The following is a 16110-nucleotide window of genomic DNA, read 5'->3' on the forward strand; positions in this document are numbered from 1 at the left end:
GATCCGCCGCGTGCCAAGGTGGCCGGGCCGCCACGCACCCCCATGCCCGAGCCGCCACCCGCCGCGGCACCCGAAGCGCCGACGGCGCCGGCGGCGCGGGCGGCGGCGACGGCGTCGAGGCACTCGCGGACGGCGCGGTCGCCGATGGCGTGGAAGTGCACGCCGAAGCCGGCGGCGTCGAGCAGGGTCACGTAGTCGCGCAGGCGGGCGGGGTCGACGTTGGACTGGCCGCAGTGCGCGCCCTGGCCGACGTACGGGTCGATCATGGCGGCGGTGAAGTTCTCCGCCACGCCGTCCTGCATGATCTTCACCGCGGTCGCGCGGAACCGGCCGTGCGTGGCGAGCGCGCGGCGGGCCTCGAAGCCGGCGATCTGCGTCTCGTCGCCCCCACGGTCCCACCAGAGCGCGCCGGTGACGCGCGCCCGCAGTACACCTGCCGCATCCGCCGACACGTAGGTGTCGAACTGGTCACGGGTGCCGGCATAGGCGCCGACGATCGCGTCCTGCCAGCCGGTGACGCCCAGGCTGAACAGGTAACGCTGCGCCTCCACCAGCGCCCGGTCGTAGTCCTCGGCGGTGTCGGCGGGCAGCAGCCCCGTGATCAGATCCATGGCCCCCTCGTGCAGGACCCCGGTCGGCTCCCCCGCGGCATCCCGTTCGATCCTTCCATCGGCCGGGTCCGGCGTGCCACGATCAATGCCCGCAATCAGCAATGCGCGACTGTTCACCCACGCCGAGTGATGGTCTCGGTTGGGCAGGAAGACGGGCCGGTCGGGGGCGACGGTGTCGAGGTCGTCGCGGTGCGGCAGGCCGCCGGGGAACGCCGCCATCGACCAGCCGCCGCCGGTGATCCAGCCGTCGCCCGGGTACGCGGCGACCGCGGCCAGGTAGTCGGCCTTCGTGTGCCACGGCGTGAGGTCGCAGCGCAGCCGCTCCAGCGCGCCGGACACGGGGTGGATGTGCGCGTCCTGAAGGCCGGGGACGAGCGCGCGGCCGTCGAGGTCGACGACGTCGAACGCACCGCCGGACAATTCAGACATGACGGCGGAACGGTCCCCGACGGCGACGATCCGTCCGTCGCGGACCACGACCGCCTCGGGCCGCCCGGGGGCGAACACCCGGCCGCCGATGAACAACAGCGCACTCATTTGCGCAGCATGCCTGGCAACCGTGGGGGTACGCAAAGGGTCCACCCCGTTGACCGGCATGCCCGTCGATGTGATGGTGCCATCACCACATCGACGGTCGGCGAAGTGTTCGCGGTATCCCGCGACACCCCGCTGCGTACCCCCAACCGGAAGGGACCACCCACCCATGCGCAAGAGACGGGTCATCGCGATCGGCGCGGCCATCCTCGCCGTCGCCGCGAGCGTCGTCGCCGGCCCCGCACCAGCCCAGGCGCTGCAGGTCACCGGGCTGACCGCGACCATCGCCCTGAACAACTGCTCGGGCGCCCTGGTGCGGTACCCCTCGTCGGTCGACAGTGAGCGGGCCATGCTGCTCACCAACGGTCACTGCTACGAGGGCGGCTTCATCAACGCCGGCGTCGTCCTGCAGAACCGGACCAGCACCCGCACCGGCACGCTGCTGAGCAACACCGGCACCTCGCTGGGCACCGTGCGCGCCGACAAGCTGATCTACGGCACGATGACGAACACCGACGTCGCGCTGTACCAGCTCACCCAGACGTTCGCGCAGATCAAGACGAGCTACAACACCACCGCGCTGACGATCGCCGCCACCCACCCGGCCGACGGCACGGCGATGACGATCCCGTCCAGCTACTGGAAGCAGGTCTGGACCTGCTCGATCAACGGCTTCGTGCCCACCCTGCGCGAGGACCAGTGGACGTGGCACGACTCGATCCGGTACAACACCGGCTGCCAGACCACCCACGGCACGTCCGGTTCGCCGATCATCCGCTCGTCGGACAACACGATCATCGGCATCAACAACACCGGCAACGACGACGGCGCCAGCTGCACCCTCAACAACCCGTGTGAGGTCGACGCCAACGGCAACGTGACCGTCCACCAGGGACAGAGCTACGGTGAGCAGACCTACTGGTTCACCACCTGCCTCAACTCGTCGCGGGTCATCGACCTGTCGGTCGCCGGTTGCCTGCTCACCAAGCCCCCGGGCAGCGGCAACACGGTCACCGTGACGAACCCGGGCGCGCAGACCGCGACCGTCGGCACCGCGAAGTCGCTGCAGATCTCGGCGTCGTCGTCCGGCTCCGGCCAGACGCTGACCTACTCGGCGACGGGCCTGCCCGCGGGCCTGTCCATCAACGCGAGCACCGGCCTGATCTCGGGCACGCCGACGACCGCGCAGACGACCACCTCGACGGTGACGGTCAAGGACAGCACCAACGCGACCGGGACGGCCACGTTCAGCTGGACGGTCAGCGGTGGCGGCGGCGGTACGTGCAGCGGCCAGAAGCTGCTCAACCCCGGCTTCGAGTCCGGCGCGACCTCCTGGACCGGCACGACCGGCGCCATCGGCCAGTGGTCCAGCCAGGGCCAGCCCGCCCGCACCGGCACCTACTCCGCCTGGCTGCTCGGCTACGGCTCCACCCACACCGAGTCGATCTCCCAGACGGTCACCATCCCCGCCGGCTGCTCGGCCACCCTGACCTTCTACGTGCACATCGACACCGCCGAGACCACCACCTCAACGGCGTACGACAAACTCACCGTCACCGCCGGCTCCACCACCCTCGGCACCCTGTCCAACCTGAACAAGGCCACCGGCTACCAGGCCAAGACCTACAGCCTCAACGCCTTCGCCGGCCAGACCGTCACCCTCAAGTTCAACGGCACCGAGGACTCGTCCCTGCAGACCTCCTTCGTGCTGGACGACCTGGCCGTCACGGTCAGCTGATCCACCGCACGCGCAGGCCGGGCTCCCCCGGGGCCCGGCCTGCGCACGCTCACCGCTCGCCGGCCTGGTTGCGGCTGTAGTGCACGGCCTTGCCCTGCCGGACTCGGACCAGCAGGCCGGCACCGAACAGCGCGGCCAGGTGATGCGACACGGTCGACTTGCTCAGCCCGTGCCGCCGGGCCAGTTCGGTCGTCGAGCGGGGTTCGTCCAGGTCGCGCAGGATCGCGGCCCGGCTGGCTCCGACGAGGTCGATCAGCCCCGCCGACCGGGCCGAGGGGGCGATGCGGCCCCACAGTGGATATTGCACGGTCGCGTCGGGCGTGTCGTCCAGCTGCGTGGCCAGCCGCGGGCAGCCGAGCACCGACGGCACGAGCACCAGGCCCGCGGCCGGCAGGTGGTGCGTGGTCGCGGACGATCCCGTCAGCTCGATCCGGGTGCCGGTCCAGTGGACCGACGGATGCAGCGTGTTCAAGGTGTGGCCGAGCCCGTGCCGCGCCATCAGCCGCCCGCGCAAGGTCAGCTCCGCGTCGATGGCGTCGCGGACGGCGGTGATCTGGTCGGCGAGCGCCGTGTCGTAGAACCGGCGCAGACCCACGGCGGCCCGCCTGGCGAACGTCCCGTCGTCGACGGCGTCCCGCACGTCACGCGGCAGGTCGGCGAACTGACCGCCCAGCACCTGGTCGACGGCGACGCCGGCCGGGGTCTCGCGGACCTGTTCGAGCTGGTGCTGCCACTCGCCGTCCCAGCTGTGCAGTTTCGGGCCGGGGCTGAGCAGGTCCGGCGTGTAGCTGGAGCTGGCGCGCACGACCTTGCCGAGCAGCGCCACGTCGCGGTCGCGCAGCGCGAAGCGGGCGGCCGGGCCGGGGTCACCGAGCTCGCGGTGCCGCTCACCACGCGCCGTCAGCCGCAGCCACTCCAGCGCCTCCACGGCCGGCGACGGCGCCAGCCGCAGCCGGGCCAGACCTTCCACGCCGATCGACACCGACATCACCCCGTCGATGGTACCGACGTTGATCGATCCCGTCCGTTCGACGATCGTCGAACCGTTTGCCGGTCGCCGCCGCCGTGTAGTGAACTCGGTCCGTCCCCGGGCGGACCCGCCGGCCGGACGACCGATGGCGCGACGGTTGCCGCTTGACCGTCTGACCTGCCACGGCGAGGGTGCCGGCCGCGGCGACGGGGGCGGCCGGCTCCTTCGCGACCACGGCTCGCGGGACAACGAGCCCGCCGGGCTCGCCCTGTCAGACCCGACCGGTGAAGTACAGGACGAAGTGCTGCCCGTCCCGGGTCCTGAACACCGACGTCTCGGGCGCACCGTCGGCCTGCTCGACCAGGACCAGCGCGGCACCGGCCTGCGGCAGCACCCCCGGCTCCTGGTGGTCCGACGCCTTCCAGGTCGGGCCGACCGAGGGTCCGCCCGCGCGCATGACGACATGATCGCCGTCCGGCGGCGCCAGGACGACCTCGACGTTGACGAGCGCAGGGCTGGCACGGTTGACGGCGTCCGCCCGGACGGCGAAGCGCGCCGTGCCACCGCCGCCTTCCGGGGTGTTCAGCCAGGTGACAGCGGTGATGACGGTGCCGAGGGGCAACGGTTGCACGAGCACGGGACGAGCATAGGCACCCGCCCGCACGGCCGGTCACCGCGGCGTCGCGGCCGCCGCGTCGATCAGGCGGACCCGCTCCGTCAGCCCGCGGCGCACGCTGACGGCACGCTGCAAGGCCAGCGGCGGCACCCTGATCTCCCAGTCGTGCCAGCGCACCACCTCCAGACCGGCGGCGGCGAGCGGGCCGAAGTCGGTCGGCTCCGGCTCGTCGGCGGCCGGACCGACCCCGCCGACCCACTCCACCCTGGCGCCGAGCATCGCGCGGCCCCACCAGGAGCAGAACCAGTCTGCCGGGGCGACCGGCTCGACCAGGCCGTCGAGCAGCAGGTCACCCACCCGCCGGGCGTCGGCGTCCGACACGATGAGGTCGAGGTCGCCCGGGGTGACCGGGATGCCGCGGACGGCCAGGGCCGCGCTGCCGCCCAGCCACCAGTCGACCCCGGCGGGGGTGAGGCGGCGGCACACCTCGTGCAGGGCTTCGGCCCACGGCACCGGGTCCAGCCCCGCCGCCTGGCGCAGCAGCGGCGTGATCAGCCGCTGAAAGTTGGTCCAGGCGCGGTCCAGGTGTGGGGTGTCCGGCGGGAACTGCTTGCACCAGTAACCGTCGCGCGAGACGAAGGCGGCCTTGCGCACCGCGGGCACCAGCGCGTCGGCGACGTGCACGAGCCGGAACTGCCCGCCGTGCCGCTCCACCACCACATCCATGCCCCGATACCACCACACGGGTATGACAAAAATCAGAAGGTGCTCTGGTCGACCAGCGCCTTCACCTCGCGGCAGACCTTCGCCCAGGCCGAACGGCGGGCGCTGTCCGTCATGCCGTCGAACGGCAGCGCCGGGTCGAACGCGGCCTGGTAGTGCACCAGTTGTGTCTCCTCGTAGAGGCAGTGGCCGAGCAGCACCCACACGATCTTCACGTCGTTCTCCGCGGCGGCCTTGAGGAAGAAGGGCAGCTCCTCCTTGACGACGAAGTCGGACGCGAGAAAGTTGGGGCTCACCAGCAGCAGCGCCACGCGCGTCAGGCCGAGCGCGTTGTTGATCTCCTCGCGCCACTTCTGGCTGGGTTTGATGTCGCCGTCGAACCACACGTCGAGGGTGCCGTTGCGCACCATCGGCGCGAGCATCGTCTGCAGTTCGTTGAGGAACGTCGCGTCCCGGCGGGAGTAGCTCAGGAAGACCTTGTTGCGGCGGAGCTTCACCTCGGTCCCGTCGCCGTCGGTGACCGTCGCGGACGCGAGCCCGCGCGCCGCGTCCTCGGTGATCACGCACCGTTTGAACGACGGCTTGTCCGGCAGCACGAACAGCACTTCCATGAGAATCCGCTCGATGACCCGGCGCAGCCCGCGGGCGCCCGAGCGTTCCTGCACCACGGCGCCGGCCATCACCGCGTACGCCTCGTCCTGCACCTGCAGGTCGACGCCGAGCGAGCGGAAGAAGTCGGTGTACTCCTGCAGCACCGAACGGCGTGAGGTGCGCAGGATCCGTTCGTAGTCCTCGGCTTCCAGGGCGCGCAGTTCGCTGATCGAGGTGAACCGGCCGGCGAACTCCGGCATGAGCCCGAACAGTTCCAGGTCCAGCTGCGAGCAGCTGGACGCGTCCGCGTTGGCCGCCGACGGGAACGCGGAGCCGGCGTCGGTCCCCGGCAGCGCCCGCCGGCGCGCCTCGATGATCTGCTGGATGCCCTCGAAGCTGCCGGCGCCGATGAACAGCACCTCGCGCATGTCGAACCGGGTGCGCGGCATCTCCGGGTTCTTGCGGTTGCCCGACAGGTTCACCTCGACGGTGCCGCCGGCGAGCATCGTCAGCAGCGCCTGCTGCACGCCTTCGCCGCTGACGTCGCGGGTGATGCTCCGGTTCTGGCTGGACAGCCGGGCCAGCTTGTCGATCTCGTCGATGAAGACGATGCCCTTCTCCGCCAGCGCCTGGTTGTCGCCGGCCTCCCGCATCAGGATCCGGGCGATGATGTCGACGTCCTCGCCGACGTAGCCCGCCTCGGTGAGGGTCGTCGCGTCGACGATGGCCAGCGGCACCTTGAGCAGGTCCGCGAGCGCCTTGGCGATCAGCGTCTTGCCCGATCCCGTCGGCCCGATGAGCAGCAGGTTGTCCTTGTCCTCGTAGACGGCGAACCCGCCGTCGGCCGCCTTCTTGTAGTGCCGGAACACCGTGATGGCGGTGACCTTCAGGCTGTTCGGCTGGCCGTACACCTGCTTGCTCAGGGCATCGAAGATCTGCCGTGGCGAGGGCACCGTGAGTTTCACCGGCGGCCCGGGCGCGGAGACCTGCGGCGCGGCCGCGGCAACCGGCACGCTCAGCGGCAGGCCCTCCTCGACCATGATCTCGACGCAGATGTTGATGCACTCGTCGCAAATGTGCACACCAGGCCCGGCGACGACCTTCTTCACCTCCCGATTCGGCTTTTTGCAGAAGGAGCAGAACACCGGGTTGTTGTCCGTTTTCCACGACACGTAGCCATCGAAGGTCACCGCCACCGGACGTGGCAAGGGCGCCGCCTCCGCCGAACAGGTCGGGATTCGGCGCGGACGGCGGGCGGCGGTTCGACGGAAGCGTCACCGGCGGGCGACGACCAGCGCGGCGAGGACCCCGAGCGCGATCGTGGCGACCGCGCAGAGCAGCAGGGTCTCGCGGGCGCCGAAGCCGGCGACGAGCGGGCCGCCGAGGATCGTGCCGAGCGGCACCGCGAGGACCAGGATCGAGCCGTTGGCGGCCAGGACCCGGGGCAGCTCGGCGGCCGGGGTGGTGCGCTGGAACAGGGCCATGGACGTGGACATGTAGGGTGCCCAGATCGCGCCGGCAAGGGCGAAGCTGGAGACCGCGAGGACGGTCGGCGCGCCGAGGCCGAGCGGGAGCATCGCGGTGCCGAAGGCAAGGACGATGCCGATCGTCGTCGGCCACAGCGACCAGCGGCTCAGGTATCCGGCGACGAGCCCGCCGAGCAGGGCACCGGCGCCGAACGCGGTGTAGAAGACGCCCAGGACGGTGGCCGAGGCGTGCAGGTCCTCGGCGACGTGGATCGGCATGGCGACGTAGAACGGCCCGAAGAGGAAGAAGAACGCGAAGGACAGGGCGAGCAGGCCGACCAGCGTCCGGTTGGCGCGGATGGCGCCGAACCCGGCCGTGGACGACGCCGGCGCCTCGACCGGGTCGCCGGGCGGCACCGCGAGGCGATAGGTGAGCGCCAGCACCGCGAAGCTGGCCGCGTCGACAGCGATGACGGTCGCCGGGTTGGTCCAGCCGATGAGGAACCCCGCGAGCGGCGGCCCGACGATGGTGGCGAAGTTGGCGATCGTGGTCATCACGGCGTTGGCCGGCAGATGGTGTACGGGTGGCAGCAGCTCCGCGATGAGCGTGTAGTGCCCGGCCGAGCCCCACGCGGCCAGCAGTGAGGAAGCGGCCAGGAGCGTCACGTACACGCCCAGGTTCAGGCCGCCGAGGGCGTAGGTGACGGCGATCGCACCGAGGGCGGTGGCGCGCAGGATCGCGTTCCATCCGGCGAGCTGGGCGCCGCCGCGGCCGCGCAGGAACCGGCCGAAGAGGACGCCGCCGGCGGCGCTCGGCAGCGAGTATGCGGCGACGGCGACCGCGACCCAGGTGCCGCGGTGCGTGTCCGGTGCCAGTTGCAGGGCGAGCCAGGTGACGGCGACCAGGGACATGCCGTCGCCGAGGGCGGAGACCACCAGGCCGGGCAGGACCCGGCCGAGCTGCGGGTGGCTGACGACGGGCCAGTAGGGCGAGGAGCGGACACCGATGCTCATCGACTCACCTGATCGCGTCCGGCGACGCGGATCAAGAGCGGTTCGCGGTCGGCGGATTCAGCCCGCAGCGGAGCGGGCCGCGGACTCAGCCCGCGGCCGAGCGGGCGGCGATCGCGGTCTGGATGCGGCGAAGGGTGCGCAGCGCCTTCTTGGCGGCGACGTCGACCCGGCCGTCGAAGACGGTGGCGGCGTGGTCGGTGGCCATGAGGTGCTCCAGGGTCGGTGCGGCCCGCTCGTCGCCGGTGGAGCCCAGCGCGATCGCCGCCCAGTACCGCTGGTTGGGGTCGGGGCTGGTGATGGCCTGCTCGAGGCGGGGCATGACCTCGGGAGTGAAGCGGGCGAGGTTGCTGGCGACGTAACCGATCCGGGCGAACCGCCGGTGCTCGAACTCGTGCCACAGCGCGTCGAGAGCCTCCGGGCCGCCGATCTCGCCGAGGGCGTCGGCGGCGTGCTGGCGGGTGTACTCCTGCGGGTCGCCGAGCAGCGGGGCGAGCGCGGGCACGACGGTGGCGTCGCCGAGCCGGCCGAGGGCGCGCATGGCCTGCTCGCGGACGTTCCAGTCGTGGTCGTCGACGAGGTAGACGAGGGCCGGCACGGCCTCGGTGAAGCCGCCGGCGGCGCAGCCGATCGCCGCCCACGCCTGGCAGTTGTACCGGGTGTCCGTCAGCGCGGCGAGCAGCGGCGCGCGCAGCGACTCGTCGACGAAGAGCTCCGCCTGGTTCAGCGCCCTCGTGTACAGAGAGCGGTGGTAATCCTGGTAGTCGCGCACGACGGTGCGGACCGCGGCCGCGGCGGTTTCGTCGCCGTGTTCGCGGAGCCGGTCGAGGAGCTGATAGAGCTGCTCCTCGCGTTCTTCGAGGGGGCCGGAGCGGAGGTCCACCGCCCAACGGTACACATGCCTCAGATCGGGCCGCCGGGCCGGACCAGGCCGGACTCGTAGGCGACGACGACCGCCTGCACGCGGTCGCGGAGGCCGAGCTTGGTCAGGACGCTGGAGACGTGCGTCTTGACGGTGTGCTCGGTGACGAACAGCTCCGCGGCGATCTCCGCGTTGGACAGGCCGCGGGCGACCTGGCGCAGGGTGTCCAGCTCCCGCGGCGTGAGCGACGACAACGACCTGAGCAGCGGCAATGGTGCCGCGGAGCGGTGGCGCAGGACGTCGGCGATGAGCCGGCGGGTGACGGTCGGCGCCAGCAGCGACTCCCCCGCGGCGACCGTCCGCACGGCGGCGACGAGCTCGGTGCGGTGCATGTCCTTGAGCAGGAACCCCGACGCTCCGGCCCGCAGCGCGTCGTAGACGTATTCGTCGAGGTCGAACGTGGTGAGGACCAGCACGCGGGCGGCGGTCGCGGCGCAGATCTCGCGGGTGGCGCCGATGCCGTCGAGGTTCGGCATCCGCACGTCCATGAGGACGACGTCCGCGTGGTGGGCGCGGGCGGCGGCGACGGCCTCGACGCCGTCGGCGGCCTCGGCGACGACGGTCATGTCCGGCTGGGAGGACACGATCATGCACAGGCCGTCACGGACGAGGGCCTGATCGTCGGCGACGACGACGGTCAACATCGGGGCAACCTACCCGGCCGGCAGGACGGCGGAGACCTCGAACCCCGGGCCCTGCTCCGACGGCCCGGTCCGCAGGGTGCCGCCGGCCGCCGCGACCCGTTCGGCCATGCCTGACAGGCCGTGACCGCCGGGTTTCGGGACGCCGCCGCGGCCGTCGTCGCGCACCTGTACCCGCAGCGACGGGCCTTCCGCTGCCAGTACCACGGCAACATGCCGCGCACCGGCGTGCTTGACGGCGTTGGTGAGGGCCTCCTGCACGACCCGGAACGCGGTCGCGCCGACCTCCGCGGGGACGGACGGCACAGCGTCGCGGGTGAGGGTGACGTCCAGACCGGTCCGGCGGGCGCGTTCGACCAGCGACGCGACGGCGTCCAGGCCGGGCGGCTCCGGCTGCTGGTCACGCAGGACGCCGAGGGCGTGCCGGAGCTGGACGAGCGCCTCCCGGCCGGTGTCGGCGATCGCGTCGAACGCGGCCTCGGCCCGGGCGGCGTCGGTGCGCACGACGGAGGCGCCGCCCTCGGCCTGCACGACCATCAGGCCGACGGAGTGGGCGAGCACGTCGTGCATGTCGCGGGCGATCCTGGCCCGTTCGGCGCTCGCGGCGGCGTCCCGGCCCTCGGTGAGGCGGCGGGTGCGCTCCTCCAGGTACGCGATCCGGTCGCGGCGGGCCCGGACGCCGGTGCCGAGCGCGTAGGCGGTCACGAACATCATGCCGACGTAGCCGACGGACGGCGGGCTCTCCTGCGGAACAGCGAGGGACACGCCGACACCGACGACGGTGCCGGCCACCGCGAACAGCCGCCAGCGGGGCGTCGCCAGCTCGGCCCAGGTGTAGGTGGCCACCAGCTGGCCATACGGCAGGTCGAACAGATGGTCCTGGATCGACAGCCAGGTGGTGCCGATGCCGCAGGCGAGCGCGACAAGCACCGGCGCCTGCCGGCGCCACAGCAGGGGTACGGAGGCGAGCAGCGCCAGCGCGACGTCGGCCGAGGTGCCCCAGACCGCCGCGGGATACACCGTCGCGGCGGTGACCACCGCGGTGATCAGGATGTCCACGGCCCGGATGCGCATGGCAGCCATTCTGTCCGCCGCCGCGGCCGGGCGCCTCAGTCGTAGGAGCGGTTTGTCCTCAAGCCCGGTGCCGCGCCGCCGAACATCACGATGAATCAGTTCGCACCGCGGCGGTACCCGAGGAGCAACCGTGCCGGATCCGATCGGCCTCGTCAACGACAGCCACACGCCGGCCCTCGCCGAGGCGTCGCTGCGCCTCCTGGTGCAGGAGCGCATGATCGTGGTGCTGAACGCCAAGAACGGCACGGTCGTCTCGGTGAACGACCGGGTGCTGGAGACGACCGACCTGCCGCTGGCCGACCTGGCCGGCAAGCGGCTGGAGGAGGTCTGGCACCTGCAGTCGCAGATCGTGGACCAGCTCATGGACAGCGCGCGGGTGGGGCAGTTCCTGGAGCAGGTGACCTCGATCGTGGACAGCGGCGGGCGGCAGCGGTGGCTGCGGCTCAACTGCGGGCCGGTGCCCGGTGCGGGCAAGGAGCCCGACGCGATCCTGCTCACCGCCTACGACATCACCAACGACCGGCGGCTCCTGGCGGAGCTGCGCGGCAAGTACTCCGCGGTGGACCGGGCGCAGGCGGTCATCGAGTTCGACCTCACCGGCGAGATCCAGGGTGCGAACGAGAACTTCCTGCAGCTCACCGGCTACTCGCTCGGCGACGTGGTCGGCCAGCACCATCGGATGTTCGTCGAGGAGGCGTACGGCAACAGCGCCGGGTACGCCGAGTTCTGGGCGCGGCTGGCCCGCGGCGAGGTCGAGAGCGGGGAGTTCAAGCGGATCGGGCGCGGCGGCCGGGAGGTGTGGCTGCGGGCCAGCTACAACCCGATCTTCGACCTCGAGGGCCGCCCGTACAAGATCGTCAAGTACGCGATGGACGTGACCGAGCAGAAGCTGCGCACGGTCGAGTTCGAGGGCAAGGTCGCCGCGATCGGCCGCGCGCAGGCGGTCATCGAGTTCGACCTCGACGGCACGATCCGGGAGGTGAACAAGACGTTCCTGGACGCGACCGGCTACGACGCCGACGAGCTGGTCGGGCACCACCACCGGAAGCTGGTCACCGAGGACGAGGCGCGCAGCAGCGCGTACCGCAACTTCTGGCAGAAGCTCGCGAAGGGTCACTACGAGGCCGGCGAGTTCAAGCGGATCGGCAAGAACGGCCGCGAGGTGTGGCTGCAGGCAACCTACAACCCGATCCTCGACCTGGAGGGCCGGCCGTACAAGGTCGTCAAGTACGCCACCGACATCACCGAGACGAAGCAGCGCAACGCCGAGTACGAGGGCAAGGTCACCGCGATCGACCGGGCCCAGGCGGTCATCGAGTTCGACCTCGACGGGATCATCGTCGACGCGAACCGCAACTTCCTGCAGCTGACCGGCTACACCAACGTCGACGAGCTGCGCGGCAAGCACCACCGGATGTTCGTCGACCCCGTCCACGCCGCGAGCGAGGAATACCGGGCATTCTGGGCGAAACTCACCCGCGGTGAGTTCGAGACCGGGGAGTTCAAGCGGATCGGCAAGGCCGGCAAGGAGGTGTGGCTGCAGGCGAGCTACAACCCGATCTTCGACCTGGAGGGCCGGCCGTACAAGGTCGTCAAGTACGCCACCGAGGTCACCGAGGCGAAGCAGCGCAACGCGGAGTACGAGGGCAAGGTCAACGCGATCAACCGCGCGCAGGCGGTCATCGAGTTCGACCCCAAGGGCACGGTCCTGGACGCCAACCGCAACTTCCTGGACCTGTTCGGCTACACCCTCGAGGAGGTCCGCGGCAAGCACCACCGGCTGTTCGTCGACCCCGTCGACGCCACCTCCGACCAGTACGAGGACTTCTGGCAGCGGCTGCGGCGCGGCGAGTACGACACCGGGGAGTACAAGCGCGTCGCGAAGGACGGCCGCGAGATCTGGATCCAGGCGACCTACAACCCGATCCTCGACCTCGACGGCAGGCCCTACAAGATCGTGAAGTTCGCGGCGGACGTGACGGCGGCGAAGCTGCGCAACGCCGAGTTCGAGGGCAAGGTCACCGCGATCAACCGCGCGCAGGCGGTCATCGAGTTCGACCTCGAGGGCAACGTCCTCACCGCCAACGACAACTTCCTGCGGACCATGGGCTACTCGCTGCGCGAGATCAGGACCCAGCACCACAGCATGTTCTGCACCCAGGAATACATCACCTCGCCGGAGTACCGGGACTTCTGGCTGCGGCTGAGCCGCGGGGAGTTCCTCAACGGCCGGTTCCACCGGGTCGGCAAGTACGGCCGCGACGTGTACCTGCAGGCCACCTACAACCCGATCTTCGACCTCAAGGGCGAGCCGGTGAAGGTCGTCAAGTATGCGCAGGACATCACCGAGCAGGTCTCCCTCGAGCACCGCCTCAGCACCAAGACCGGCGAGATGAGCAGCGCCATCGGCGACCTGTCGACGTCGATCGCGCAGATCGTCGGCAACGCCGGCCAGGCCAGCGAGCTGGCCGGGGAGACGCAGTCCAACGCGCAGCGGGGCTTCGAGGAGCTGCGCAAGTCGATCGAGGCGATCGACCTGATGGAACGCTCCTCCGACCAGATCGCCGCGATCGTGCAGGTCATCGGGGAGATCGCGTCGCAGACGAACCTGCTGGCCTTCAACGCCTCGATCGAGGCGGCCCGCGCCGGCGAGCACGGCGTCGGGTTCTCCGTGGTCGCCGGTGAGGTGCGCAAGCTCGCCGAACGCTCCTCCGACTCGGCCCGCGAGATCAGCCGGCTCATCGTGGAGTCGGCCACCCGGATCAACCAGGGTTCGCAGGTGGCGCAGCGGGCGCAGGACGCGTTCGAGGAGATCCTGCGCAGCGTCGGCAAGACGTCCGAGTCGATCCACCACATCGTCGCCTCGACCCGCCAGCAGCAGGAGTCCTCGCGGACCGTGAACACCCTCATCGGCGACCTGATCGGCGCCGGGCCCACCGAGAAGTCATGACACTTTACGGTGTGTTCACCGTCGCGGACGTCCAGGTGGCGCTGCCGCTGTCGGAGCTGCGGGAGGTGATCCCGTGCCCGGCGACCTTCGACCCGTTGCTGGCCGTGGCGCCCGGCCTGGTCGGCGCGGTCAACCTGCGCCACCAGGTGATCCCGGTGCTGGACCTGCGGGTGCTGCTGGACCGCCACGAGGACACCGTCGCCGCCGAGGTGGTCGTCGTGGTCACCTACGACGGGTCGGTGTTCGGGCTGCTCGCCAACGCGGTCCGCGGCGTGGTGTTCATCGAGGACGAGGCGCACCTGGACATCAGCGTCAACACCAGCCTGCCGCTGTTCACCCGTACGTTCGAGCGCCCGGACGACAGCGCCGTCGTCAGCGTCCTGGACTGCGCTGCGGTGAAGCACACCCCGGGGATGGTGCTGGCTGCGGACACCGGCGGGCCGAGCGGCGCGGTCGCCCAGGCGCAGCAGGCCGCGTCCGGGATCTCCGCCGGCGGTCGGAGCATGATGATGCTGCTGCGCTGCGGCGAGATCGGCCTGGCCGTCGACGTGTCGCACATCCACTCGGTGGTGCCGGAGCTGATCCTCAAGTCCTCACCGCTGGACGGCCCCACGATCCACGGCGTGGTCGAACTCGGCGACCGGTACGTGCCGACGGTGGACACCCTCGCGGTGCTGCGCCTCGGCGCGCTCACCCCGGTGGACGTGAAGCGCGGCGTGTCCCTGGCGTTCGAGCGGGGGCTGCTCGCGTTCGCCGTCACGGAGGTGGTCAGCATCGTCGCCGTCCCGGACGCGGACGTGCTGCCGCTGCCGGAGTTCGGCCTGCCGGCCTCCGCCCACGCCGTGGGCATCCTGCCCGGCCAGGCCGGCGGCTCCTACCTGGTCCTGGACGGCGAGGCGCTGCGCGCCGACGAGGAACTGGGCACGCTCGCGGCGCTCGGCACCCCCGTCGGCGGCACCCCGGTCGTGGCCCGGGTCGCCGAGCGGTCCGACGCCGCCGACCCGCGCTTCGACGGCCGGGTCATCGAGACCAGCGTGCGCAAGTTCCTCACCTACGACGCGGGCGTTGACGTCGCGAGCCCGCTGACCCAGATCACCGAGATCGTGCCGTTCCCCACCGACGTCATCCCGTTCGTCGGCGGCGGCCCGCTGCGCGGCGTCTTCACCCACCAGCGCGCGTCGGTGCCGCTGATCTGCCTCGCCGGCCTCCTCGGCCGGCCGGTCGAGCTCGACGAGGCGACCGCCCGGGTGCTGCTCATCGAGGCCCGCGGCACCCGCGTCGGCTTCATCGTGCCGCACCTGCGCGCGATCGAGGAGTCGGAGTGGGAGGAGCGCCGCGCCGACACCGACCCCGACGCGCCCGTGTCCCTCGCCGGCAGCCCGCTGGTGAAGATCGGCGGCCGGATGCTGCCCCGCGTCGACCTCGAGCAGGTCGTGCGGACTATGGTGACCGATCATGAACGGACTGATCCGGCTGGAGATCGACGGTCACTCGCCCACGCCTGAGGAGCTGTACTTCCCGGCGCTGGCGAACTACGGCCACCTGACCGCGTTCCAGGTCCGCTCGGGCCGCGTGCAGGGCCTGGGCCTGCACCTGAGCCGGCTGGCGTCGGCGTCGCTCGCCCTGTTCGACACCCCGCTGGAGCCCGCGCACGCGCGCTCGCTGCTGCGCCACGCGGTCCGCGACGTGCCCGACGCGGCCGTGCGGGTCAACGTCTACCAGCCCGCGCCGGACGGTCCGCTCTCGGTGCTCGTCGCGGTCCGGCCGCCGGTGTACCCGTCGCCGGCGCCGCTGCGGCTGATGTCGGCGCCGTACCAGCGGCCCGTCGCGCACATCAAGCACCTCGGCGGTTTCGGTCAGCTCTACTGGGGCCGCGCCGCGGTCGAGCACGGCTTCGACGACGCGCTGCTCACCGGCCCCGACGGTTCGGTGAGCGAGGCCGCCGTGCACAACATCGCGTTCTTCGACGGTACCCACGTCGTGTGGCCGGACGCGCCGGCCCTGCCGGGCATCACCATGCAGCTGATCGAGCCGCTCCTGCCGTCCCGCCGGGTTCCGGTGACGCTGGACGACCTCGGCGCCTACCGGGCCGCGTTCGCCGCCAACTCGATCGGCGTCGTGCCGGTCACCGCGATCGACGAGCACGTCTTCGACATCGACGACGCCCTCATGGCCAGGGTCGGCGGCGCCCTGTCCTCGGTCCCGTGGGACGAGCTGTAGCCCGGGCTCACTCCTGAGAGGGAGGCGAAGACCGCTCCCCGCG

13 protein-coding genes are annotated in these 16110 nt (G+C 71.3%); 4 read left to right on the plus strand and 9 right to left on the minus strand.

Going from position 1 to position 16110, the window contains the following annotated elements:
* On the minus strand, positions 1-1148 hold a 1148-nt coding region (locus AB0K00_RS49055; RefSeq protein WP_363537213.1), incomplete at its 3' end, for an amidohydrolase family protein.
* 166 nt (positions 1149-1314) lie between these two features.
* Between AB0K00_RS49055 and AB0K00_RS49060 the strand changes: the two genes are divergently transcribed.
* Entirely contained in the window at positions 1315-2883 is a 1569-nt protein-coding gene (locus AB0K00_RS49060; protein ID WP_363537216.1) for a putative Ig domain-containing protein, read from the plus strand.
* A 49-nt stretch (positions 2884-2932) separates the two neighbouring features.
* Here AB0K00_RS49060 and AB0K00_RS49065 read toward each other — a convergent pair whose 3' ends face one another.
* The 8 genes from AB0K00_RS49065 to AB0K00_RS49100 form a co-directional block, all read right to left on the minus strand.
* Complete coding sequence (locus AB0K00_RS49065) at positions 2933-3871, minus strand: helix-turn-helix domain-containing protein (protein ID WP_363537219.1); 939 nt, start codon at positions 3869-3871, stop codon at positions 2933-2935.
* A gap of 253 nt (positions 3872-4124) precedes the next feature.
* A complete protein-coding gene (locus tag AB0K00_RS49070) occupies positions 4125-4490 on the minus strand; it encodes a hypothetical protein (protein WP_363537222.1) in 366 nt (121 codons plus the stop codon).
* A gap of 33 nt (positions 4491-4523) precedes the next feature.
* Positions 4524-5195 carry a hypothetical protein gene (locus AB0K00_RS49075; RefSeq protein ID WP_363537225.1) on the minus strand — a complete coding sequence of 224 codons (672 nt, stop codon included), beginning with the start codon at positions 5193-5195 and terminating at the stop codon, positions 4524-4526.
* A 32-nt stretch (positions 5196-5227) separates the two neighbouring features.
* Positions 5228-6955: an ATP-dependent Clp protease ATP-binding subunit ClpX gene (gene clpX / locus AB0K00_RS49080; protein ID WP_363537228.1), complete on the minus strand. Its 1728-nt coding sequence runs from the start codon at positions 6953-6955 to the stop codon at positions 5228-5230.
* 102 nt (positions 6956-7057) lie between these two features.
* A complete protein-coding gene (locus AB0K00_RS49085; RefSeq protein WP_363537231.1) occupies positions 7058-8263 on the minus strand; it encodes an MFS transporter in 1206 nt (401 codons plus the stop codon).
* 85 nt (positions 8264-8348) lie between these two features.
* Positions 8349-9143: a HEAT repeat domain-containing protein gene (locus AB0K00_RS49090; protein ID WP_363537234.1), complete on the minus strand. Its 795-nt coding sequence runs from the start codon at positions 9141-9143 to the stop codon at positions 8349-8351.
* Between the two features lie 20 nt (positions 9144-9163).
* A complete protein-coding gene (locus AB0K00_RS49095) occupies positions 9164-9826 on the minus strand; it encodes a response regulator transcription factor (protein WP_363537237.1) in 663 nt (220 codons plus the stop codon).
* Between the two features lie 9 nt (positions 9827-9835).
* Positions 9836-10897, minus strand: a complete 1062-nt coding sequence (locus AB0K00_RS49100) for a sensor histidine kinase (RefSeq protein ID WP_363537239.1) — start codon at positions 10895-10897, stop codon at positions 9836-9838.
* A 130-nt stretch (positions 10898-11027) separates the two neighbouring features.
* Between AB0K00_RS49100 and AB0K00_RS49105 the strand changes: the two genes are divergently transcribed.
* Genes AB0K00_RS49105 through AB0K00_RS49115 form a run of 3 tightly spaced genes read left to right on the plus strand, consistent with a single transcriptional unit; the run spans position 11028 to position 16067 of the window.
* The gene (locus tag AB0K00_RS49105) at positions 11028-13847 is read left to right on the plus strand and encodes a PAS domain S-box protein (protein WP_363537242.1); all 2820 of its coding nucleotides are present in this window, start codon (positions 11028-11030) and stop codon (positions 13845-13847) included.
* Positions 13844-15352 (plus strand): chemotaxis protein CheW, encoded by a 1509-nt coding sequence (locus AB0K00_RS49110; RefSeq protein WP_363537245.1) that lies wholly within the window; start codon positions 13844-13846, stop codon positions 15350-15352. The genes AB0K00_RS49105 and AB0K00_RS49110 overlap by 4 nt, the downstream gene beginning before the upstream one ends.
* Complete coding sequence (locus tag AB0K00_RS49115; protein ID WP_363537247.1) at positions 15303-16067, plus strand: aminotransferase class IV; 765 nt, start codon at positions 15303-15305, stop codon at positions 16065-16067. Before AB0K00_RS49110 ends, AB0K00_RS49115 begins: the two co-directional genes overlap by 50 nt.
* Positions 16068-16110: the final 43 nt, after the last annotated feature.

It is taken from the genome of Dactylosporangium sp. NPDC049525, assembly GCF_040676755.1.
GTDB lineage: Bacteria > Actinomycetota > Actinomycetes > Mycobacteriales > Micromonosporaceae > Dactylosporangium.

Coding starts and splice junctions, on each gene's coding strand:
- AB0K00_RS49060 (WP_363537216.1), top strand. CDS start 1,315: ATGCGCAAGAGACGGGTCATCGCGATCGGCGCGGCCATCCTCGCCGTC.
- AB0K00_RS49065 (WP_363537219.1), bottom strand. CDS start 3,871: ATGTCGGTGTCGATCGGCGTGGAAGGTCTGGCCCGGCTGCGGCTGGCG.
- AB0K00_RS49075 (WP_363537225.1), bottom strand. CDS start 5,195: ATGGATGTGGTGGTGGAGCGGCACGGCGGGCAGTTCCGGCTCGTGCAC.
- AB0K00_RS49085 (WP_363537231.1), bottom strand. CDS start 8,263: ATGAGCATCGGTGTCCGCTCCTCGCCCTACTGGCCCGTCGTCAGCCAC.
- AB0K00_RS49095 (WP_363537237.1), bottom strand. CDS start 9,826: ATGTTGACCGTCGTCGTCGCCGACGATCAGGCCCTCGTCCGTGACGGC.
- AB0K00_RS49100 (WP_363537239.1), bottom strand. CDS start 10,897: ATGCGCATCCGGGCCGTGGACATCCTGATCACCGCGGTGGTCACCGCC.
- AB0K00_RS49110 (WP_363537245.1), top strand. CDS start 13,844: ATGACACTTTACGGTGTGTTCACCGTCGCGGACGTCCAGGTGGCGCTG.
- AB0K00_RS49115 (WP_363537247.1), top strand. CDS start 15,303: ATGAACGGACTGATCCGGCTGGAGATCGACGGTCACTCGCCCACGCCT.